The following is a 21,926-nucleotide window of genomic DNA, read 5'->3' as shown; positions in this document are numbered from 1 at the left end:
ACCTAATTCTTAATTTAATGGGTGAATACAACGAAGAGAGCGATCATCATGAATGACAAGTTTAGGGAGTAATTCACATTGTTCAGTCGCATATTCACATCGCTTTCTAAACTGACATCCTGTAGGGCGATCACCTAAGTCTGGAACCATCCCTTTTATTGAGTAAAGGGGAGCGTTAATATCATTTGTAAATGAAGGAATTGACTTCAATAGTCCTGATGTATAGGGGTGGCGAGGAGAATTGATGACGGCCATTGTTGGTCCTTTTTCAATGACTTCGCCAGCATACATAACTTGAAGAGTTTGCGTGAAGTCTTTAACGACAGCAAGATCGTGGGAGATAAAGATAACGGCCATGCCTGTTTCTTTTTGAATCTCATCTAGGAGCTCTAGAATTTGCTGTTGAACAGTAACATCAAGGGCCGTTGTTGGCTCATCTGCAATTAAAAGCTTTGGGCTTGAAGCAATGGCCATCGCAATCATCACTCGTTGGGCCATTCCACCAGATAGCTCGTGTGGGTAAGCTTTCATGCGCTCTTTAGGCGCAGGAATTCCAACTTGAATTAATAGCCTTTCAACACGATCCTTACGTTCTTGTTTTGATAAGTTTGGTTCGTGAATGAGAAGAACTTCCTCAATCTGATTTTCAACTGTATAACATGGGTTTAGGCTACTCATGGCATCTTGGAAGATCATACTGATATCACCTCCGCGAATCTGTTGCCACGATTTCTCATTAAGTTTTTGCAGATCCACTCCGTTGAAACTTAATTCTTCTGCTTCAACGACAGCATTATCATCAAGCAGGCCCATTATTGCCATATTCGTGATACTTTTTCCACAACCTGACTCACCAACGATTCCAAGTGTTTCACTCGCTTTAACTTCAAACGAAACATTTCGAACGGCGTGAATAAGTCCTTTCTTTGTTTTAAAGTGTATATTTAAATTCTTAACTTTTAATAAACTCATATATTTCTCTTCTATCGTTTAAGCTTCGGATCAAGTGCATCTCTTAGGCCATCTCCAAAAAGATTCAGTCCCAAAACAACGGCCAAGATACAAAGACCTGGAAGTGTCACAAGCCATGGGGCACTTTGAATGTAAGGTCTGGCATCACTTAGCATAATTCCCCATTCTGGAGTAGGTGCCTGGACACCTAGGCCTAGAAAGCCAAGTGCGGCCGTTGAAAGAATCCCTTCTGAAAGGCCTAGTGTTACTTGAACAATGAGTGTTGCCATACAATTTGGTAGAATTTCTTTAAGCATAATTCGCATAGGTGAGGCACCAAATGTTTTTGCTGCCTGAATGTATTGAAGATTTTTTATTTCTAATACATTTGCACGAATAAGTCGTGTAAACGAAGGTACACTTACTAAGGCAACAGCAAAAACCGCATTCATTAGGCCTGGGCCAATTACAGAAACAACGATAATAGCAAGTAAGATACTAGGGTAGGCCATAAGAATATCGATGAATCTCATGATCACTGCATCTGTTTTGCCTCCAAAGTATCCAGCAAGAAGGCCAAGCATTGTTCCTACTACAGTTGAGATCAAAACAATTGAGATACCAACAAAGAGAGAAATTTGAGCTCCATAGATAAGTCGGCTTAGAACATCTCGACCCAGATCATCTGTACCTAAGATAAATTGCATAGAGCCATCCGCTGCCCAAAATGGAGGTATACGAAGTTGTCCTGGGAAAATCTCGCTTGCTCCATGTGGTGCAATTAAAGGTGCCAGTAGAGCAATGATGATAAAGCCTAAGACAAGAGCTAGACCGAAGAGCGCCCCTTTGTTGTCACTAAAGTGATCAATAAATTCCTTAAAGACTTCCATTGTTGTTACATTTGAATTTTGTACTTCCATTATTTTGAACCTGAAATTTTTGGATTAACAATTGAGTAGATAATATCTACACACATATTGATGAAAATTACCATCAGAGCAATAAAGAGAATTCCTCCTTGGATAACTGGATAATCTCTTGCGTGAATACTTGCAACTAGCCAGCGTCCAATACCTGGCCAAGAAAAAATTGTTTCAGTAAGAATTGCCCCAGTAATAATACTTCCAAAAAGAAGACCGATTACTGTGACAATAGGAATCAGTGCATTTCGTACAGCGTGTTTCCAAACAATCTTTTGATAGCTTTGACCTTTGGCCTTTGCTGTTTGGATATATGGAGCTTTGAGTACTTCAAGTACACTTGATCTTGTCATTCTTGATATAACGGCGAGGGGAATTGTTCCCATGGCAATTGTTGGAAGAATGAGGTGCTTTAGTGCAGAAGTAAAAGGTGCAAAACCATCAAGTGAAATGACCTCTGGGTTTAATGTATCAATTAGCATTAGACCTGTAACTCTTGGAACATCAAAGAGAACATCCATTCTGCCTGATACTGGAGTAATTCCCATGTTAACTGAGAAGATAATGATAAGAATTAAACCCCACCAAAATATTGGCATTGAGTAGCCAACAAGTGAAGTACCCATTAAGAAATAGTCCATAAAAGAATTGCGCTTTAATGCCGCATAAACTCCTGCTGGTATTCCAATCAAGATTGCAAAGATCATAGCACAAATTCCCAACTCTAAAGTCGCTGGAAAACGCGAAAAGAACTCATTAATGACAGTTTGCTTGGTCACAATGGAAACGCCAAAATCACCTGAGAAAATATTCTTCATATAAATGAAGTATTGCTCTAAGATGGGGCGATCAAGGCCAAGTGTTTTTTGCATGGCCGCATAGACTTTGGGATCTGCACCACGCTCTCCTAAGAGAAGTAGGACAGGATCACCAGGAACTAAACGGACAACGATAAAAGAAAATAAGCTAATCCCAATAAGTGTTGGGATTAGCTGTAGAAAGCGTTTTTGTAAAAATTTTTTCATATATTATTCTAATGAAACTTTATCGAAGATATCATTTCCTAATGGGTGAATCTTAAATCCTTTCACATTACTTCTCATTGCACGGTGTACTGTTGAGTGAAATAGTGTGATCCAAGGAACTTCTTTTTTGAATACTTCTTGAGCTTTCATGTAGTGAACAGCTCTTTCTTTCTTGTCACTTAAGCGCTTGGCCGCAATAACTTCGCTATCGTATTCTTTATTACACCAATTAGCATAATTTGATCCTGCCTTTGCTCCTTCACAGCTTAGTAGCATATAGAGAAAGTTGTCAGGATCTCCATTATCTCCCGTCCATCCCATCTGTAGCATTGCGTGTTCACCAGCGTGGGCCTTTTTCAAGTAAGTCGGCCAGTCATAAGTAACGAGCTCAACTTTAATTCCAACTTTTGCAAGATCTTCTTGCATTAGTTCACCCATCTTCTTTCCATTTGGGTTGTAAGGACGTGAAACTGGAAGAGTCCAAAGAGTCGTGCTAAAGCCATCTGGTAACCCTGCTTTCTTTAGTTCTTCTTTTGCCATCTCTACATTGTAGTCATAGTCTTTGATATCGTTGTTATATCCCCAGATTGTTGGTGGCATTGGGTTTTTAGCAACTGTTGCATACCCAAGATAAATTGGCTCAACATATGTCTTTCTATTTAATGCATAATTAATCGCGCGTCTTACGTGAATATTATCAAATGGCCTCTTTTGAGTGTTAAGAGCAAGATAACCAACATTTAAGCCTGGCCCTGAAAGAACAGTGATATCTTTGTTCGCATCAAGTGCTGCGATATCTGTAGGTGCAGGTTGAGTCGCTAAGTGACATTCTCCGGCCACTAGCTTTTGAGTTCTAACTGATGGGTCTGGAGTGATTGAGAAAACCATTCGTTTAATTTTAGGTACGCCATTAAAGTATTCTTTATTGGCCTCATAGCGAATCATTGTATCTTTCTGATAAGACTTAAAGATAAATGGTCCCGTTCCAACTGGATTACGATCAAGAACTTCAGGAGTTTTGGCCGCTAGCATTTTTTCACCATACTCACGAGAGAGAATACTTGTGAATGCCATTGCAAAGTTTGCAAGTAGGGGTGCTTCAGGGTGATGAAGAGTAATTTGTAATTGGTGCTTATCTGTCTGGTTGATACTTTTGATGATATTACTCATTCCCATACCATCCCAGTACTCATAAATACCGCCACTAACTTTGTGGTAAGGATGATTCTTATCGAACATACGATTAAAAGACCACACAACATCACTTGCATCGAGATTACGAGTCGGTTTGAAATCTTTTGTTGTATGGAACTTAATATCTTTTCTGATATTGAAAGTATAAGTTAGTTGGTCTTCAGAAATTGTCCAGCTTTCAGCAATTGATGGAATGATATTTGTCGAGCCTGTCTCAAATTTTACAAGTCTGTTATATAGAGGATAAACGGCCGCATTATGTGATGGGCCATCTGTTAAGAATTGTGGGTTAAACCCAGAAGGTGAGCCTTCTGAACAATAAACAAAGGTTGATTTATTTGCGCTGCTCTTTCCCGAGCACGATACGACAAGTGCGGCCATGATTAATGTGGCCATTAAACTTTTAAGCATTATTCTCTCCCTTTACTTAAAATGTATTAATTTTTATTTAGTTAAAATGATACGTAGCATTTAGCGCTCCGTAAACAATGCCTAGCGACATTTTGACTAAATATAACTTCTTTTAACTAGATTATTGTGAGGAGAAAATAATAGAAAAACCCCCTACGCTCAGTAGAGGGTTTCTTTATTATAAGTGGCCTTCATCAATTCCCTAATATTGAAGAAGGCCCTTATATTAAATAAGGGCCAATTTATTAAAACTTAGCTTTTGTATTTAGTGTGTGTGTCACTGACTTAAGTTCTTGTCCCGGTACTTTTGATACTAGAGGAAAGAATGTAAGTGTAACCTTTAACTCACGTGCCTTTTCAAATGGCCCAAGAGCAAATTTCTTAATCTTTTCAAATCCGTGCTTTTTCAATTCTTCTGTAAATAGAATATTTCCATTATCAAGAAGAGTTTTATTAAAAGTTAGAAGATTGATTGTTTTCTTAAAATGAATCTTCTTCTTTTCTTTGTCATAGATAACAATTTCTGCACTTAGCTCTTGCATACCTTCTGTGAAGTTTGAAAGCTCCAGTTCGAATTGACCTTTAACTCCAACTTTTACGTTTTCAGGGTTTACTAGAATAGGAGCTTTCGCCTCATCTAGGTCAAAGAATTCTACTTTAAGAGTTGACTCATAATTGTAATCAGAAACTTTTGTAAAGTCTGAAACTTGGAAGTTAATTTGAGTTGCTTCTTTATTTAAGTTTTGTACAAGTGTATCAAAGCTCTTAAGTTCGTTGCTAAACTCAAGCGTGAAATTTGCATCAGCTTTATCAACTGCACCAAGGTATTGTACCTTTACTTTGTGAGTTACATTTTCCATTTCTTTGTATGCAACTGTACGAGTCTTTGTACATGAGTATGGTTCTGAGCGGTACTTTGTTACATCACGACAAACATATTTTTGGTAAGGAACATTATCACATACATTACGTCCTGGACGAGTGTGACATCTTCTTACTGGTACATTTCCACATACACGATCTTGATATGGGATTGAACGACAAGTTTCGCGCCCTGGGACTGTCTCGCAAACACGACGGCTATCACGTTGACGACATTCTTGTCTTCCATTCACTGTACGACAAATTCTTTGTCCCGGAACTGTACGACATTCTTGTCTCGAAGGACCTCTCGTACACTCACGACGATATCTCGTTTCATAACGGCATTGGTAATCATATTCAGTTTCACAAACCTGACGGCCTGGTTCCCAACGACATTCTCTTCTATAATCTGTTTCATAACCACACTCATTTTCTTGATATGGTATTTGGCGGTAACATGTCCCTTCGTATGGCTCTTCTTTGTACTTAGTAACTTCAACTTCCTTAGCTAGTACTTGTACATCATTATCTCCACCATTGAATGAGAAGTTTAATTGATGATCGCTTGCATTCGCAGCGAGAGTGTAACATGCGAGCATTAGCCCGATTAGAATTTTTGACATTTCTCCCCCTTAAAATATAACAGTTGATAATTTCTATCGAGTTTTAGGTGAAATTGAAAAAAATACGTCGGTAAATTTTAAATTAACCTCTAAATGTAAGATATTTTGAGAAAAATAACACTGATTTAGTAAGGCAATTTAGATGGTAAATGATTTTTGGTAAGAAAATGGCCCCAGGTAGGGGCCAATATTTCAAATCTTAATTTAGATTTAGTGGAGTGTATTCAAGATTTAGATCTTCAGCAACTTGCTTGTACACAAGTTTACCTTTGTAGATATTGATCCCTTTCTTAAATGCTTCATCCATCATCGCTGACTCTTCAACACCGTATTTTGCGATCATACGAGCGTACTTAAGAGTTACGTTTGTAAGTGCATAAGTTGAAGTTTGAGCAACTGCACCTGGCATATTTGCAACACAGTAGTGAACAACACCATCTACTAGGAAAGTAGGGTTTTGGTGAGTTGTTGGCTTACATGTTTCAATACAACCACCTTGGTCAACAGCGATATCAACAACTACTGAACCTTTTTCCATTTTAGAGATCATTTCTCTCGTTACAAGCTTTGGAGCTTTTGCACCTGGAACAAGTACTGCACCAATTACAAGGTCCGACTCTTGAACTGATTTTTCAATATTGTCGATATTTGAGAATAAAGTTGTAATTCTGTTATCAAATAGGTCATCAAGCTCAGCAAGACGCTTAGTTGATAGATCGATTGCAGTTACGTCTGCACCCATACCCATTGCCATTTTAATTGCGTTTGTTCCTGCAACACCACAACCAATAACAGTTACCTTTGCTCTTCTTGTACCTGGTACACCACCAAGTAGAATACCTTTACCACCATGATCAAGTTGAAGGTAAGCGGCACCAATTTGAGTTGCCATTCTTCCTGCTACTTCAGACATTGGAGTTAGAAGTGGAAGAGATCCGTCTGCAGGTTGGATTGTCTCGTATGCAATACATGTCGATCCAGACTCCATAAGACCTTTTGTTTGTGGCTCATCTGCCGCAAGGTGAAGGTATGTGTAAAGAATATGGTGTGGTTTTAAAAGAGCAATTTCTCTTGGTTGAGGCTCTTTAACCTTAATGATCATTGTCGACTTTTCAAATACTTCTTCAAGTGATGGAAGAATCTTTGCTCCAGCTTGAATATATGCTTCGTCAGAAATACCAATTCCAACTCCTGCATTTGTTTCTACGTATACTTCGTGACCATCGTGGATAAGTTGTCTTACACCACCTGGAACTAGACCTACGCGATTTTCGTTATTTTTAATTTCCTTAGGAACACCAATAATCATAAAAACTCCATTGAATTGAAGGCGTTAAAATACTCATAAAATATATGAGGCAAATATAATTGTTTTCAAATGCTATTACAATAAATTAAACCTCGAATTTTAGCCCGTCATAAGCAACTTTGACACTTCCATCTGGAAAGTGAGCATCGCACTCTTGTTGCAATAAGTCGTGATCAAGTTCGTGGCCCATGTGGGTTAGGTAATTATGATTGGCCCCTATTTGTCTAATATAATCAAAGCTTCTTTCGACATAAAGGTGAGCTGGGTGAGGCTTGTGTCGCACACAGTCAATAATGAGAGAATCTAATTTGTAAGAGCGTAGCTTTTCTATTTCATCTTGCGGGATCTCATGGCAATCTGAAATGATGGCAAGCTTTCCAATAATAAGACCTAAGCTTGTCCCATTGCCATGTGGCAGACTTATGAACTCGCAATCTAAGTCGCAAATCTTACTTATGGTATTTGGCCGTATTTCGTTGAGTAAAAGCCTCGGACTTGATCCGATGTGGCCAGGGTTATTTCCAAAAATATAGCTAAATCTTATATTCATAATATTTGCGCTATTTTGGTCTGTATAGAGGTTAATAGGGTGTTTAAAGGTGAATGGCCTTATATCATCAATGCCGTTCAAGTGATCAGCATGGGCATGTGAAATAATAACTGCACTGATATCCTTTACGCCTTCACGCAATAATTGCGTGCGAAGATCTGGCCCCGTATCAAAGAGAATTGTGGTATCATTTTGTTGGATTAAAAATGAAGTACGCAATCGTTTATTGTGTTTATTAGAGCTTGTGCAAACTGGACAGCTGCAGCCTAACATTGGAATACCTGTACTTGTTCCGGTTCCTAGGAACGTAACTAATAAATTCATAACTTTATATTGCCAAGAAAATCATAAGTTTTTAAGCTATTTATATTAACTTTTATTGGAGATTTGATGTTTAAAGCAATTAATTTATTTGTCTTTACAGCCGCAGCTCTTATTCTAAATTCATCGTGTTCATCTACAAATGAAAATCAACATTCTAATAAGGACCTAAGCCTAGGTTCATTAGAACTAAATATTGATGTTCAGAAACACACTTTAGAAAATGGCCTACGCTTACTACTTGTTCGTGATTCGAAATTACCGATTGCCTCGATCTATACTTTTTATGATGTAGGTGGACGCTATGAGAGAAAGGGGACAACTGGAGCGACACACTTTCTAGAGCACATGATGTTTAAGAAAACGAAGAACTATCCAGCAGAATACTTCTCTGACTATATCGAAACTTATGGGGGTAATTCTAACGCTTATACAACATTTGATAATACTGTTTACTACGAGAATATCGCAGCTCAGACAGTTGAGAAAATGATTGAACTTGAAGCGGAGAGAATGGCAAATCTCATGCTTGAAGAAGTTCCTTTTGAAAAGGAAAGACAAGTTGTTCTTGAAGAAAGAAAGATGCGTTATGAGAATAGACCAAGTGGTAAGATTCACCTCGCTATGATGAAGGCTATGTTTAATGGAACTCCTTATGGAGGGTCTGTCATAGGGGACGCAAAGGATGTTAAAGAGTTAGATCGCAAACAAATGCTTGAGTTCTATCATGACTTTTATGCTCCAAATAACGCCATTATGGTGATCGTTGGTGATATTAATCCTTCGGCAATTCTTTCAAAGGTTCAAGATACTATTGGTAAAATTCCAATGAATAAGACTCTTGATACAAAGAAGGCAAAGCTTGATGATGCTGGTAGATATAAAAGAGAAGGTAAGCTTCCATATGTAAGAAGTCTAAAAGGACAGTCGAAAAACCCAATGTTTAGACTTGCATTCCCTTCTGTTTCAGTTACTCACGAAGACACTTACGCTCTCGATTTTCTTTCAGATATTCTGGGAACAGGTACAAGCTCTTACTTAGTAAAGAACTATGTTGTTTCGAAAAACCCAAGACTCTCTAAGGTTTACTCATACAACTACAACCTAAAAAATGGTGGTATTTTTGTTATTGGAGGAGAGTTACTTCCGAAGAAAGGTATCAAGGACACTCGTCGTAAACTTCTAAAGTCTTTAAAGGATTCATGTGAAAAGGCCATTACTCCAAGAGCAGTTCAAAAGACTAAGAATATGCTTCTTAAACAATACTATGAAGCAATTTCGACTAATGATGGCCTAGCTAGTTTCCTAGGTTCTTCTGAATTCTTTAATGGAGACTATAGAGAATATAAGAAACAGCTTAAGAGTTATAGTGAGATGAATGTTGATCAAGTTCGTGATGTTTGTCGTCGCTATATTTCTGGTAACGATTATGTTTTCTTATCAATTTGGGATCGTAACTAGGATGAAGGGATTAGTAGCTATGAATAAAATTTTAAAATCAATAATCATTGCATCGACTTTCATGAGTGTTAATGCCAATGAACTAGTCGATAAAATTGAAAAATTTAAATGGGAAAATATCGATGTCACTTATATTCAAGATGATAAATTCCCTACTTATAATGTAACGATATTCTTTGCTGATGGTGCAATTAAAGATGGCCGTACTAAAGGTGTAACTAAGATGATGTTTGATCTACTTGAGAGTGGAACAAATCGTTTTAGCCTTAATGAAATTGCAGATAACCTAGAATTCTATGGGGTTTCAACTTCTTCAAATGTAACTCACGAATTCTCAAGCTATTCATATAATGGACTTGCTAAAGACATTATTCCTACTACAAAGAAAATTTGTCATATCTTTAGAGATGCAGTTTACCCTGATCAAGAACTATCTAAAGCTAAGAAATCTCTTACTGCCCAAAGACAGAATCTTGTTTCAGATCATGGTGAATTAGCTTCTACAGCATTTCGTACTATAAGCTTAAAGGGGACTCCATACGTATCAGATGTAAGGGGAAGACTTGCAGATATTAAGAGAATTAAAAGAAGCTATCTTCAAAGTCGTCTGAAATATTTTAGAGATGATGTTAAAAAGAAAGTTTATATCACTGGTCCACGCTCAATCCTAAAGATTAAAAATATTGTTACTAATGAATGTGGTTTTGATTCTAAAGCAAGCTTTGTTAGAAATTTAGATACTGAAGTAAAAGAGATCAAGAAGTTCAATCCAGAAAAGCCACTTATTCACTTTGTTGAAGTTCCAAAAGCGAACCAAGCGCAAGTTAGAGCGGGAATTTACATGGCCAAGAAAGAAGATCCAGGCTTTGAGAATTTAGAGTTTATGTCTCAATACTTAGGTGGTGGTTTCACTTCAATTCTTGTAAAGGAACTTAGAACAAAAAGAGGATTAACTTATTCTGCATGGGCAACAGCTGGTATGCAAAAAGACTATGGCCGCTCAATTCTTTCAACTTTTACAAAAGAAGAAACTGTTAATCAGATGGTTCAAGAAGTAATCAAAATTCTAAAGGACAATTCTCAGGCAGAGAATATTTCGATGGAAGAAATTGAAAAGGTAAGAAAGGCCGTAAAAGGTGGATTTGCTTTTCAATTTCAAAAGCCATCAAGCTTTATGAGACAGTTAGTAAGCCTTGATAATTCTCAAGTGGATATTAAGCGTTTTCTAGAGTACACGAACTCAGTTGATAAAATCACGCAAGAGGATGTTGCAAAGACTATTTACTCAGCATTTCCTTATGACAAGGTTCAAATAGTTGTTCTTGGTGATAAGAAGATGATGAATGCCCTAAAGAAGATTGCAAAGATCAAAGTTTATTCTTACAAAAACTTTTTATAATTAATAATCTGGAACAACCAGAATATGGGTAGGGCCTGAGAGGCCTTGCCCAATTATCCTTACAAGAGAATAATCACTAATATCAATTTCCACTAAGTGATTAAATGAATAATCTGAAACAATAATATTACCACTTTGTAGCTGGGCAACACCTCTAGGATTTGTAAGGTAAGTCGTATTGCTATAACTTGCTCCAGTTGCTGTTAAAGAGCTATCATATTCGATCACTTGATCATTTGCACCACTCCAAATACCCACAATATCACCATTATCAAGCTCTATAGCAAAGTAGCCATCAGTTGCACCTGCTGGCCCTGCGACACTACTTTGTTGAACACCATCTTCATCATAAGTTCTTATTTGATCAGAGCCACGTGAGCTAATAATGAAGCCACCATCACTTAGTGATGCCATGCCTTGTCCTGTATTGATGATATTTGCAATAGGAAAGCCTGAAGTCTCTCTTTGATGTCCATCTCCAAGTGGTGTAAATAACTCGAGGGCGTTGGATTCAAGAACTGCGATATTTCCATTTGCTAGCTCTGTTACACCTCTTAATGCACCATTTAGTCCCGTGTGCACAATGACATCAGAAACCTTGCCTGTGTAGGCATTTATACCAAGTACGCGGTCATTGCCATCAGTAGTAAAAAGAAGTTGATTTGTCTCACTCGACCAACCAAGGGCCATCAAAAGAACACTGTTGCCAGTTGCTTGATAGATCGTTCTTTTAAAAACCCCATTACTATCAAGTTGAACGATAGAGTCAGAAGTATAATTCATGACAATGATATCTCCAGGTTCAAGATAATTGCCACTTGGTGCAGGTAAGGGTTCCGCCTTGATAACAGATTCTACTTCCTTACATGAGGCCATACCAAAGAGTAAGCTCATAAAAAGTGTTAAGGATAAGATACATGTATTTAGCTTTGTCTTTTTCATGCCTAAAGAATCGGGCCATAGTTAAAATAAAGTTAATTGGGTGATTAAATAGATAAAATTGAGAAAAAACTTCCACTTATCTTGATTCAGGAAAATTTATTTTCTTTTTGTTACAATAGCTTAGAGGTGGTTAATTGAGCTTAGCTAAATATTTAAAACTATTCACTTTATTATTTCTCTGTCTTCAGGTAAAGGCCGATATATCTTATTTAAGGTTTGATGGTGTTTTTGGAATTGGGACAAATGATAAAATGGACCAATATGATACGGCAACTACAGGTATTGGCTATAATTTGTCCTATGGGGTAAGAAATCGTGTTACTGGAATCGAGGCATTCTATACAAGAATTGATCTAAGCGGCGACATTAAACATGGTGGTGTTGATAGGGTGGCAGTTCAATCGCTTGCCATCTATGGACTTGAGTTTCATTTTTATCCAATTCAGAGACTTGCTGTAAAATTAGGGTATGCCCTTGTTTCATTTAATGATTTTATTGAAGGAAATTCTGATGGAAATATCTTTGCTGGAGCGGCCAATACTTATGGCCTTAGAAGAGATACAACACTAGGTGGATTAAGAATTGGTATTGGTTATGATTTTTTTCGTATAACCAGAAAAATTAATTTTCATACAAGCTATGTTTACCAAGAAAATGGTAATGGACATGAAAATCTAATTTCATTAGGTCTTGTTTTTAAATTTGAACGTGGAATTATCGATCGGCTTATACGCTAACTAGTAAAATCACTTCTATGATTCTAAAGTATGCCCTTGCATATTAACCTTTGCTCCTGGAGCAATATTAATATTCTTAGCGACAATCTGTCCCTTAACAGTTCCTGTAGGGAAGACCTTAACTTTGCCTTGTGCAGTTATGTCTCCATTTACTACACCATAGATATTCAAGTCCCCACAGCGAATACGCCCTTGGACATTTCCTTGTGGCTCAATTGTTAGTTGATGCTTTTCATCAATTTGAATATCGCCTTCGATAGTCGAGCAAATATGAGAAGGGCCATTTAATACAATATCACCCTTAATAACTGAGCCAATTCCAACGAATGTAAAATTTTGATCTCTTAAATCCATAGTAAGGCCCTACTTAATTTCTTCTCTAAATAATTGCTGATGAACAATATCGCCAAGACGGTTGAAAATAAAAATCTTAAACATAACTGTTTTATTCTTAGGCATATCAAACTTAGCTGTTACAGGACGAAAGCGTGATGTTGCAAATGATTCACCCTTTGTGTAGTTAAGTGAGAAATTTCTAATTGAGTCACCGCCCTCAGGGTAGTGGAAGTAGTTATTCCCATCGAATAAGAAAATATGGATATAACCAGAAACCCTATTATTATCTTTTGTGATATTGATAATATTAAAGTTAAGTTCCGCTTTATCATCTTTCTTAGTTACTTTTAAGTCTTCGATATTAATGCTGGCCGGACTCGTTAGGTCTTTTTGACCTTTTACTGGAGCAATAATATTAAGTGAACTTGCACTAACTGCACTAATCGTTTCATTGGCAAGTCGATTTGTTAGGTCAAGGTTCAGAGTTGTTAACTCAGTATTCTTTTGTGCCAGAGTCGAGTTCTCATCTCTTAGATTTTTTATAATTAATGGCTCTTTGGCCTTGATAAGCTTTTCAATATTCTTCGTGTAGAAGTATGAGCCAGCTAAGGCAAATATAGAAAATACAGTAAGAACAACTGGTACATAAATGATTGCTTTATACTCGCGAGGAGAAAGCTGTAAGTATCTTGGTACTTTATTATTTTCATAAAGAATGAAAGACAAATTATTCTTTGCCTTTGAACTACTTGATGGTGTGGACATCCCGTTCCCTTTTAATTTTCGCTATACGGTCTCGTTAAAGTGAGATTCAGTGTGAAAATTTGTTTTGGGTCTTGCGAAGTAAAGAACCTCTGTGAAGGTTCAAAACTTAAGTGCTCCCTCTCGTTTGTAATATCCATTGGAATACGCTGCCATCTCTCCGCGACAATCTTCCACTTATAATAAGGGTCACGCTTTAAATAGAGCGTTTTCTTTCCAATATCGTTAATTGTATTACTAGTGTAGTCTTGCTTGAACGTTACGACAACATAGTCATCAGCTTTTAATACAGTTAAATCTTTTAACTGAATTGAAGGAGTCCCTGGGTTTGCAAATACGGCCTTCTTATACTGTGCAAATGAATTGTAACGTCCACGAGTTGGATCGATAAAATCTGTGCGTGAGTAGAAGCTTAAGTAGTCATTGATATTCTCTGTTGACCAAGCTGTTAGCCAACCATTTACAGTATCAAGGACTTCATTCTTTTCTTTTTCCCAAGTTTCCTTGTTAAAGAATTTTAAGTTATGAACAACGACAATATTTGTCTTATTAATTTCAATAAATTTTGAAATATCAATTAGGTTTACATTGTGAGCAACAAGGCAACCTTTTGAGTCTAGGCCTTTGTCAATTCTTGGCTCGTTGTCTGTTGAGTGTAGCCAAATTCCGCCACCTGTTTTTCCTAGCGCTTTATCAATTGGGTTAGGGTAGTTAAGAACAAATGCTCCAACCCCATATTGAGCTCCAAGCTCACCATGCTTTCTAATTAAATCTTTATGTTCAATGAATTGCTCAAAATGATAAACACCTTCTGGTGTTCTACGATCACCTTGAAATGATTTATTTCCAACTTTCTGACCTGTGGCCATTTGATATGTCTTAATTAAACGTGGCAGGCCATTATTATTTTCATATAGGTAGATTGTATGAGTCGACTTTTCTGCAACGATCACATGATGAGCGAAGTAATCATTTAATAAAAGTAGACTCGATGGAAAAAATTCTTGAGCAAAGCTACTTACTGAAAAAAAAGTAGATGTAAAAATAGTCGATAAAAATAATAGTTTTTTAATCATGAAAAGCCTTTATATTTGATAACTACCTAATATTGTAGAACATTTTTTAATCACTTCTCAAGTCTTTATGCCTCAAAAAGTAAAATAACTTTCGATAAAATAACTTTATGCGTTGTAAGTACTCAACTTTTTTCGAAAAAAGGCGAAAAGTAGAGGGTAAGGATTTAAGAAAAGGCCATATTTAAATAAATTTCATACGTTTTGCATGGCCGCGATGGGGAAAATTATGTCAGCAGAAAAGAAGCAACAGGAAGAATTACTCGCTGAAAGTGAGAAAATTCAAAATGCGGTTGATGAAGTTCTTGGAAGCGATACTGATAGTAGCAGTGACGCACAAGAGAAGACTTCTCTAACTCTTGTTGATACTAATATTGACTTCTCTCAGCTAAATAATGAAGACAGCTCCCCACTGGATGAAGGTATTGAGCTAGATTTTGATGATGTCAGTGCCATCGATCTTTGTGGTGATGATGATATCGTAGAAAATGCTCCAGTAAATGCAGATTCTCCAACTGATCTTGATATGGATTTTTCATCTAGTATTACCATCAACCTTACTCAAGAAGGGGATACTATTCCAAATGCTTCTCTAGATGCAGCTCGTGAAGATGACTTGGATCTGGATAATAACCCGATTATTGTTGAAGATAAGCTAGAACAAGTCGATGAAGAAATTGATGAAGAAGATGATGCCGTGGAGGCCAGTGCTGAATCTGAAATAGAAACAGCTGATGACTTTTCAGTAAACCTTGAAGAAGATTCAGGTGATATTTTAGATGAGGACCTTGATGATCTTGAGATGTCACTAGGTGAAGATTTAGATGATGAATTAGATTCACTTGGTAACCTTGATAATTTAGGTGAACTCGATGATATGGGAGATCTAGATGACTTTGATAGTCTTGATGCAGATCTCGATTCCGAGCTTGATGATCTCGACGCCGATATTGATATGTCGCTAGACGATGATCTTGATCAATTTGATGATGAAACAACTAATGAAGTGGAACTTCCTTCTGTTGGCCAAGAAGATACAATGGCCCAACTTGATGGAATGGTTGATGCAAATCACCAGCAGTATAATTCTCCAGATGAGACCTTAACTGTAACGGCAGTTTCACCAACTGAAGAAACTGGCAATATTGATCTTGGGGGATTTGATTCGGTTGAAACTCCTGCTGCTTCTGAGCACCATGATTTCGTTGCATCGGCACCGGCCGCTCCAGCATCGAATCACGTTAGTGCAAATATTAACTTTCACCCTGGGCACATTTTAAGCTCCCTAAGTGAAGAGCAGCTACTTGATTTAAGAGTAACTGTTACAGAGTTAAAAGAAGATCGTATTAAACTTTTAACTGAACTAAATGAATTAAAAACAATGATTGAGCTTCTTAAGAGAGATTCGTTAAGCTTAAGAACAGAAGTTGATGAAAAAAATATTGAGCTTTCGATTGCTAAAAAGCGTCACGCAATTGAAGTTGAGGAAACGAAATCACTTCTTGATAAATACAAGCATGGGCTAGAGCTTAGTGAAGCTAAGAATAAGGCCATGAGAGAAGAGATGGCCGAAATTGGGACACGCTTAAAAATCGATCATACAAGTGTTAGAGCACGTGAACAAGAGCTAGAAAGTCAATTAGAACTTATGGCCATCGATAGTGATAATAAAATAAAAGCAAGAGATGAGAAGATTTTAGAGCTTAAGCGAAAAATTGATACTCTTGAATTTAATATGGAAAACGTTGCAATTAATGAGAGGCAAGCAAAGAAGGAAAGAGTTTTAGCTGAGCAAAAACTTGAACGCCTTATTAGTAATCTAAGAGGCTCTTTGAATGTAGTTGCTGATACATTAGAATTAGATGATGAACTAGAACTGGATGATTAAAAATTAGTATGTTGGAAAAACAGTATAAAGCACTTTTAGAATTTATTTGTCAAAATGTTGAAGAGCATAATTTCAATATCGTATTGAAGTCTTTTCGCGATTTCATTAAGACAGAGTTTGATTCAAAAACGCCACTCGTTTTTGCGACGTTAGATAATGAATCCTCAAATCCAATCATTAGAGATTTCTATAATAATAAAGTTATTGAAGAGTATCCAAGTAAGGTCTATCAAGAACTAATGGGTGCATTAAAGACACAAAAGCTTCATCTTGAAATAGAAGGTGATAAGTATCGCTTTGTCGAGGTCGGCTTCAATGGAAGTCAAAGTCTATATCTTGTATTGAATGGAGAGTTTCCTTCAGATATCTTTAGACAATTAGAAAACTATATTCAATCGAAGTTTAGAAGTCTTTTACAAGTAAAAGAACTTCAAAGACTACAGGCCCTTGCTCACGTTGATGATGTAACAGGTCTTTATAATCAAAGAAAATTTAAAAGTGATATTGATGCTGCTATTAGAGAATATGATGCACTAGAACGTTCATTCTCTCTTATCTTCATCGATATTGATTACTTTAAAAGTATCAACGATGGCCATGGCCATTTGATTGGAACAAGCTTACTTCAGCAGGTCGCAGAAACAATTCGTTCTACTGTAAGAGAGGATGATCTTTGTTATCGTTATGGGGGAGATGAGTTTGTCGTTCTTGCTCCATACTCTTCGTTAGAAGATGCTAAGATGATCGGACAAAGAATTCTTAGTCGAGTTAAGTCTACTGTTTATAAAATAGAGGCAGAGCTTGAAATCAATACTCATGAGGATGAAGATGTCCAATTGAGTGTCTCAATTGGTGTTGCCAATTACCCAACTAACGCTTCAGGACGTAATGAAATTATCGGAATGGCCGATAGAATGATGTATGAAGCAAAAAAGTCTGGACGTGGCAAGGTCTGTGTTGCAGACTCATAAATATGAAGTATCTAATCTTATCTGATCTCCATTTAGGCAAAGGTAGTTACCTGCAAAACGGTGAATTTAATATCTTAGAAGATTTCTTTGAAGACAATCGCTTCTATGAATTTTGCGACTACTTTTCAACGAATGAATATTATTCGAAACCTGTAACAATCATCATGAATGGAGATATCTTAAATCTCATTCAAATCGATTCAGATGGTGTTTTCACTCATGTCGTCGATGAGGCAATGACTATTAAACAGATTGAGGATATCGCTAAAGGGCACCCTCGTTTTTTTGCAGGTCTTAAAAAGTTTTTAAGAGCGCCACATAAGCGTGTTGTCTATGTTGTAGGAAATCACGATGTTGGTATGCTTTTTAAAGGTGCACAAGAGAAGTTTTCAAAAATCTGTGGTGATAATATTATCTTTACTGAAACTTTTTTAGAAAATGGCCTACACGTTGAACATGGGCATCGATTTGAAGCTGTAAACACTGTACCAAAGGCAAAACAATTTATTCGCGGACCTGGTGGCAAGGATATATTGAACTTTCCGTGGGGTTCTCTTTTTTGCATTAACGTTCTACCAAAGCTTAAAAAAGAGCGTCCTTATATTGATAAAGTAAGGCCTATGTCTTCATATGTTAAATGGTGTCTTTTTAATGATACAAGATTCTTTTGGCGCCTATTTATCACGTGTATTAACTATGTCATTAAGACTCACTCGAATTATTACACACGACAGAACTCGAATTTCAAAACAAACTTAAAAATTCTTCAACAGATCACAATTTATCCACGCTATGAGCGCATGGCCAGAAGGATTCTTGATCGCGATAGCTCGATTCATACTGTTGTTATGGGGCATACCCATTTACAAGAGTGGAGGCGATTCCCAGAAGGTCGTTATTATTTCAACACTGGAACTTGGAATAATATCCCATCGATTGATGCTGGAAAGCACCAAGATACGCTAAGTCTTACTTATTGTAGTGTAAATGTACATCCAGAGAGTAATTCACTAGTTAATGCGTCCATGAATCAGTGGATGGGCCAATGGAAACCATATATTGAAGAAATTAGAACGAGTTAAATGATTATTAAGATTGATTGAGATGATTTTGAAAAAAAACGACGTTCCTAAAAAGTCCTTTCCCGAAACGCCGAAGTGTCTTTAATTTTTTGTCTCTGCTTATTAATAAGTTTATTCGATTTTACAGAAACCACAAGAGATTTTTTCTTACAGTAGCTCGCAGCAAAAATTAACTTAGTCCATTATTCTATCTCCCTTGTAGTAGGGTATTTACACACTCTATAAAATATGTTTTTCTACTTTCTGACATCACAAAAATTTATTACTTTTGAATTCACGTTCATATGGGTTAAAGCTGGACATTTTAGGTCGCTAAAAGCTGACTTGAGCGAGTTTTTTTGGTAGAAATAGAGGATATTTAATCAGGTAGAAGTTGTGAAAAAGTACGAATCAATTAGAATATTTAAAAATCCAATTCTTGAGTCATTTACCCATGTTCATCCAATTGTGCCACTAGTGCTTTGGGCGCCATTTATTGGTTTTCTAATTTATCGTTCATATTTTGAACTTGGTTACACTCATCTACAAATGATTCTATGTGCAGTTAGTGGTTTAATTATTTGGACTCTTACAGAATATCTACTTCATCGTTTTGTTTTCCATTTAAAGCCTATTGGGCCACTTTCAGAGCGATTTGTGTTCTTGTTTCATGGGCTACATCATGATGACCCTAATGATCCGACAAGGCTTGTTATGCCGCCTGTGCCAGCGATCTTGATCATGGGGCTGATTTGGCTATTCTTTTCACTTTTTATTCCAGCTTTTTATATGCCAGGTTTTATGGCCTTCTTCACAATAGGCTATCTTTGCTATGACTATATTCACTATGCAACTCATCACTTTAAAATGAGTGGAAAGGTGGGGCGCTACTTAAAGAAATTTCATCTTCAGCATCACTTTAGACATGAGAAAGCTAAGTACGGTGTAAGCTCACCATTATGGGATTATGTTTTTAGAACTGTGACAGGACCTAAGGAAGACTAAGTTAGAGCCATTTACGCTCTTTGTAGTCCTTCGCTGTCATCTCAATTGTGTCCTTTAAATTATAATTAGGGACAAAACCAAGTGCCTTAATCTTTGAGTTACTGCAAAGCCAAGCATCTTGCTCCAATTCATTGATCTTATCTCCAGTAAGAGGTAGGTGAATTGGAAGAGTGTAGATAATTCCCGCAACTATTCTTAGTAGCCAAATTGGTAATGCCATAAACATAACCTTTTGAACTCCTAGAGCGTTCGAAATTTCATTGATTAATTCTTCAAAAGTTACTTCATCTACGGAAGTTACAAAATAAGTTTCTTGTTTTGTTTGCTCTTGAGATGCACAAAGAATGATTGCATCGACTAGGTCAAAAACATTAACGACACTATATTTCTTCGTTCTAAAGTTAAGTCCTGGGCCTGTAACAATACGCCCCTTAACCATTTTGAAAACATCTAAAACGGCACTGTCACGTGGACCTATCACCATTGGAGGTCGGATTATTGTGGTATTCCAACTCTCTGGAGAAAGTTCTCTGACTGCAATCTCTGCAGCAAGCTTTGAGTGACCATAGGCCGAAACAGGTAAGCATTCGATGCTTTCATCAACTAATTGCGATGAAGGACCGGCCGCAGCTTGTGAAGAAATTAGCATAAAATGAATATTTTCAAATTTTACTTTTAAGCGATTTATTAAATTCTCTGTGGCAATGTGATTTGTCTTTGCAAAAGTAAGAGAGTGTTTTGCTGAAACAATTCCCGCAGTATGGATAACGCAATCTAAGTCTTTTGGTAGGTCGCTTACCCATGATTTGATTGAGGCCTCTTCAAGGCTACCTTGGATATATTCGCCAGGTAAGTTTAAAGACTGCGCCTTTTGAGGATTTCTCACAAGAGCGAAAACCTCATGTCCTTGTTGATTTAATTTGTCACAAAGATGTGAGCCGACAAAACCAGTTGCACCAGTAACTAAGACTTTCATTATAACTCTTTTTGAAAAATTCGATATGTTCGGTAAGGAACAGCATTCATGCGAATGAGTGGTTTATTCATATTGATATTATCTTCTAGAATCCAGCTCATCTCTACATTCTTATATTTTTTATACTGTTTAATATTCTCATGGCATCTGTAATAAAGAATTGATTCAAGTCCATACAGACGATACTTCTTTTTCACACCCATCGTAATAACTCGAACACCATCTATAAGCTTTGGTGCACGAAGAACTTGAAAAATACCTTTTGGAAATAGCTTTCCATCTGGAATTTTATGTAGGACTTGATTGAAGTCTGGAAGGGCCACGATGAAACCGGCTTCTTCACCATTAACCATGGCAAAGAGAATTAGTTTTTCGTCAGCAACAGTTTTAAGGTCTGCTGCCATGGCGTAGAACTCATCCTTTGTCATTGGAACAAAGCCCCAGTTCTGCTCCCAAGCATCATTGTAGATGCTATACATAAGATCAATTTCTTTCGCCCAATTTTTCTTAGAAACTGTACGATAAGTAATATTGGCCTTATCTTCCGCTCTTAAGGCAATCTTTCTGATTACTTCCGGCATCTCGAAATCCGCCTTCATATGGTAGGCCAGGAGATCTTTTGCTTTCGTAAAACCAAGCTCATTTAAGTATTGATGATAGTATTCATAATTGTACATCATCATGAGAACTGGAATTTCATTATGGCCTTTAATCAGTGTTCCACATTCATAATTTGTTGATGGATTAAATGGCCCAATAAATCGCTCAAGGCCAAGTGATTTTCCCCATTCCATTGCACAATTGAAAAGAGACTTAAAGACTTCGATATCATCGATGGCCTCAAAGAATCCCCAGTGAGCTTCTTGTGTGCTATGGAACTGATTATAGTTGTGATTGTTGATGGCCATGATTCGGCCCACATCTTTTCCATCTTTAATTGCAATGTAAAAGGCACTTTGCGCTGTTTGATAAAAAGGATGTTTTTGATTAAAAAGTTTATTGAGTTCCATGCGTAGTTGTGGAACCCAATACTTGTCTTCTTTATAAATATTAAATTGGACGTCAATAAATCTTTTACGGGCCTTTTTATCGTTTAAGATATCAACTTTTTCGATATAAATGGCCATAGACTTATCTCCTTAAAAAT

Annotated in this window: 20 protein-coding genes; 7 read left to right on the top strand and 13 right to left on the bottom strand. The window is 36.9% G+C overall.

Annotated elements, in window-relative coordinates:
• Positions 1-9: 9 nt before the first annotated feature.
• The 7 genes from C0Z22_RS14410 to C0Z22_RS14380 all read right to left on the bottom strand — a co-directional run bounded on the left by C0Z22_RS14410 (position 10) and on the right by C0Z22_RS14380 (position 8,171).
• Positions 10-972: an ABC transporter ATP-binding protein gene (locus tag C0Z22_RS14410; RefSeq protein ID WP_103219075.1), complete on the bottom strand. Its 963-nt coding sequence runs from the start codon at positions 970-972 to the stop codon at positions 10-12.
• An 11-nt stretch (positions 973-983) separates the two neighbouring features.
• A complete protein-coding gene (locus tag C0Z22_RS14405; protein ID WP_103219074.1) occupies positions 984-1,871 on the bottom strand; it encodes an ABC transporter permease in 888 nt (295 codons plus the stop codon).
• The gene (locus C0Z22_RS14400) at positions 1,871-2,896 is read right to left on the bottom strand and encodes an ABC transporter permease (RefSeq protein WP_103219073.1); all 1,026 of its coding nucleotides are present in this window, start codon (positions 2,894-2,896) and stop codon (positions 1,871-1,873) included. Before C0Z22_RS14400 ends, C0Z22_RS14405 begins: the two co-directional genes overlap by 1 nt.
• Positions 2,897-2,899: 3 nt before the next feature.
• Positions 2,900-4,501, bottom strand: a complete 1,602-nt coding sequence (locus tag C0Z22_RS14395; RefSeq protein WP_103219072.1) for an ABC transporter substrate-binding protein — start codon at positions 4,499-4,501, stop codon at positions 2,900-2,902.
• 245 nt (positions 4,502-4,746) lie between these two features.
• On the bottom strand, positions 4,747-5,988 hold the full coding sequence (locus tag C0Z22_RS14390; protein WP_103219071.1) for a hypothetical protein: 1,242 nt from the start codon (positions 5,986-5,988) through the stop codon (positions 4,747-4,749).
• Between the two features lie 199 nt (positions 5,989-6,187).
• The gene (ald, locus tag C0Z22_RS14385) at positions 6,188-7,297 is read right to left on the bottom strand and encodes an alanine dehydrogenase (protein WP_103219070.1); all 1,110 of its coding nucleotides are present in this window, start codon (positions 7,295-7,297) and stop codon (positions 6,188-6,190) included.
• Positions 7,298-7,382: 85 nt separating this feature from the next.
• Complete coding sequence (locus tag C0Z22_RS14380) at positions 7,383-8,171, bottom strand: MBL fold metallo-hydrolase (RefSeq protein WP_103219069.1); 789 nt, start codon at positions 8,169-8,171, stop codon at positions 7,383-7,385.
• A gap of 66 nt (positions 8,172-8,237) precedes the next feature.
• Between C0Z22_RS14380 and C0Z22_RS14375 the strand changes: the two genes are divergently transcribed.
• Both C0Z22_RS14375 and C0Z22_RS14370 read left to right on the top strand, forming a co-directional pair.
• On the top strand, positions 8,238-9,629 hold the full coding sequence (locus tag C0Z22_RS14375) for a pitrilysin family protein (protein ID WP_103219068.1): 1,392 nt from the start codon (positions 8,238-8,240) through the stop codon (positions 9,627-9,629).
• 19 nt (positions 9,630-9,648) lie between these two features.
• Entirely contained in the window at positions 9,649-11,028 is a 1,380-nt protein-coding gene (locus C0Z22_RS14370) for a pitrilysin family protein (protein ID WP_158246943.1), read from the top strand.
• On the opposite strand, the gene C0Z22_RS14365 is transcribed toward C0Z22_RS14370, so the two are convergent.
• On the bottom strand, positions 11,029-11,970 hold the full coding sequence (locus C0Z22_RS14365) for a hypothetical protein (RefSeq protein ID WP_103219066.1): 942 nt from the start codon (positions 11,968-11,970) through the stop codon (positions 11,029-11,031).
• Between the two features lie 134 nt (positions 11,971-12,104).
• Between C0Z22_RS14365 and C0Z22_RS14360 the strand changes: the two genes are divergently transcribed.
• A complete protein-coding gene (locus C0Z22_RS14360) occupies positions 12,105-12,707 on the top strand; it encodes a hypothetical protein (protein ID WP_103219065.1) in 603 nt (200 codons plus the stop codon).
• Positions 12,708-12,722: 15 nt separating this feature from the next.
• On the opposite strand, the gene C0Z22_RS14355 is transcribed toward C0Z22_RS14360, so the two are convergent.
• Genes C0Z22_RS14355 through C0Z22_RS14345 form a run of 3 tightly spaced genes read right to left on the bottom strand, consistent with a single transcriptional unit; the run spans position 12,723 to position 14,881 of the window.
• Complete coding sequence (locus C0Z22_RS14355) at positions 12,723-13,061, bottom strand: polymer-forming cytoskeletal protein (RefSeq protein WP_103219064.1); 339 nt, start codon at positions 13,059-13,061, stop codon at positions 12,723-12,725.
• Between the two features lie 9 nt (positions 13,062-13,070).
• Positions 13,071-13,808: a hypothetical protein gene (locus tag C0Z22_RS14350; RefSeq protein WP_103219063.1), complete on the bottom strand. Its 738-nt coding sequence runs from the start codon at positions 13,806-13,808 to the stop codon at positions 13,071-13,073.
• A gap of 11 nt (positions 13,809-13,819) precedes the next feature.
• Positions 13,820-14,881, bottom strand: a complete 1,062-nt coding sequence (locus C0Z22_RS14345; protein ID WP_103219062.1) for a L,D-transpeptidase family protein — start codon at positions 14,879-14,881, stop codon at positions 13,820-13,822.
• Between the two features lie 226 nt (positions 14,882-15,107).
• Here C0Z22_RS14345 and C0Z22_RS14340 point away from each other — a divergent pair, with 226 nt between their 5' ends.
• The 4 genes from C0Z22_RS14340 (at position 15,108) to C0Z22_RS14325 (ending at position 19,803) form a co-directional block, all read left to right on the top strand.
• Positions 15,108-16,766, top strand: coding sequence for a hypothetical protein (locus C0Z22_RS14340; RefSeq protein WP_103219061.1), 1,659 nt, complete (start codon positions 15,108-15,110; stop codon positions 16,764-16,766).
• Positions 16,767-16,774: 8 nt separating this feature from the next.
• The gene (locus C0Z22_RS14335; RefSeq protein ID WP_103219060.1) at positions 16,775-17,737 is read left to right on the top strand and encodes a GGDEF domain-containing protein; all 963 of its coding nucleotides are present in this window, start codon (positions 16,775-16,777) and stop codon (positions 17,735-17,737) included.
• A 2-nt stretch (positions 17,738-17,739) separates the two neighbouring features.
• Positions 17,740-18,819, top strand: coding sequence for a metallophosphoesterase (locus C0Z22_RS14330; RefSeq protein WP_103219059.1), 1,080 nt, complete (start codon positions 17,740-17,742; stop codon positions 18,817-18,819).
• A 375-nt stretch (positions 18,820-19,194) separates the two neighbouring features.
• Complete coding sequence (locus C0Z22_RS14325; RefSeq protein ID WP_103219058.1) at positions 19,195-19,803, top strand: sterol desaturase family protein; 609 nt, start codon at positions 19,195-19,197, stop codon at positions 19,801-19,803.
• A gap of 1 nt (position 19,804) precedes the next feature.
• On the opposite strand, the gene C0Z22_RS14320 is transcribed toward C0Z22_RS14325, so the two are convergent.
• Together C0Z22_RS14320 and C0Z22_RS14315 are read right to left on the bottom strand one after the other, a co-directional pair.
• A complete protein-coding gene (locus C0Z22_RS14320; protein ID WP_103219057.1) occupies positions 19,805-20,779 on the bottom strand; it encodes an NAD(P)-dependent oxidoreductase in 975 nt (324 codons plus the stop codon).
• Positions 20,779-21,906, bottom strand: a complete 1,128-nt coding sequence (locus tag C0Z22_RS14315; protein ID WP_103219056.1) for an N-acetyltransferase — start codon at positions 21,904-21,906, stop codon at positions 20,779-20,781. Before C0Z22_RS14315 ends, C0Z22_RS14320 begins: the two co-directional genes overlap by 1 nt.
• Between the last annotated feature and the right edge of the window lie 20 nt (positions 21,907-21,926).

This window comes from Halobacteriovorax sp. DA5 (assembly GCF_002903145.1).
Classification (GTDB): domain Bacteria; phylum Bdellovibrionota; class Bacteriovoracia; order Bacteriovoracales; family Bacteriovoracaceae; genus Halobacteriovorax_A.
This window is presented reverse-complemented; position numbering and strand designations above follow the sequence as displayed.

Bases quoted from the DNA above. Each gene is read 5' to 3' on its own strand.
- C0Z22_RS14410 (WP_103219075.1), bottom strand. From the start codon at position 972: ATGAGTTTATTAAAAGTTAAGAATTTAAATATACACTTTAAAACAAAG.
- C0Z22_RS14405 (WP_103219074.1), bottom strand. From the start codon at position 1,871: ATGGAAGTACAAAATTCAAATGTAACAACAATGGAAGTCTTTAAGGAA.
- C0Z22_RS14400 (WP_103219073.1), bottom strand. From the start codon at position 2,896: ATGAAAAAATTTTTACAAAAACGCTTTCTACAGCTAATCCCAACACTT.
- C0Z22_RS14395 (WP_103219072.1), bottom strand. From the start codon at position 4,501: ATGCTTAAAAGTTTAATGGCCACATTAATCATGGCCGCACTTGTCGTA.
- C0Z22_RS14390 (WP_103219071.1), bottom strand. From the start codon at position 5,988: ATGTCAAAAATTCTAATCGGGCTAATGCTCGCATGTTACACTCTCGCT.
- ald (WP_103219070.1), bottom strand. From the start codon at position 7,297: ATGATTATTGGTGTTCCTAAGGAAATTAAAAATAACGAAAATCGCGTA.
- C0Z22_RS14380 (WP_103219069.1), bottom strand. From the start codon at position 8,171: ATGAATTTATTAGTTACGTTCCTAGGAACCGGAACAAGTACAGGTATT.
- C0Z22_RS14375 (WP_103219068.1), top strand. From the start codon at position 8,238: ATGTTTAAAGCAATTAATTTATTTGTCTTTACAGCCGCAGCTCTTATT.
- C0Z22_RS14370 (WP_158246943.1), top strand. From the start codon at position 9,649: ATGAATAAAATTTTAAAATCAATAATCATTGCATCGACTTTCATGAGT.
- C0Z22_RS14365 (WP_103219066.1), bottom strand. From the start codon at position 11,970: ATGAAAAAGACAAAGCTAAATACATGTATCTTATCCTTAACACTTTTT.
- C0Z22_RS14355 (WP_103219064.1), bottom strand. From the start codon at position 13,061: ATGGATTTAAGAGATCAAAATTTTACATTCGTTGGAATTGGCTCAGTT.
- C0Z22_RS14350 (WP_103219063.1), bottom strand. From the start codon at position 13,808: ATGTCCACACCATCAAGTAGTTCAAAGGCAAAGAATAATTTGTCTTTC.
- C0Z22_RS14345 (WP_103219062.1), bottom strand. From the start codon at position 14,881: ATGATTAAAAAACTATTATTTTTATCGACTATTTTTACATCTACTTTT.
- C0Z22_RS14340 (WP_103219061.1), top strand. From the start codon at position 15,108: ATGTCAGCAGAAAAGAAGCAACAGGAAGAATTACTCGCTGAAAGTGAG.
- C0Z22_RS14335 (WP_103219060.1), top strand. From the start codon at position 16,775: ATGTTGGAAAAACAGTATAAAGCACTTTTAGAATTTATTTGTCAAAAT.
- C0Z22_RS14330 (WP_103219059.1), top strand. From the start codon at position 17,740: ATGAAGTATCTAATCTTATCTGATCTCCATTTAGGCAAAGGTAGTTAC.
- C0Z22_RS14320 (WP_103219057.1), bottom strand. From the start codon at position 20,779: ATGAAAGTCTTAGTTACTGGTGCAACTGGTTTTGTCGGCTCACATCTT.
- C0Z22_RS14315 (WP_103219056.1), bottom strand. From the start codon at position 21,906: ATGGCCATTTATATCGAAAAAGTTGATATCTTAAACGATAAAAAGGCC.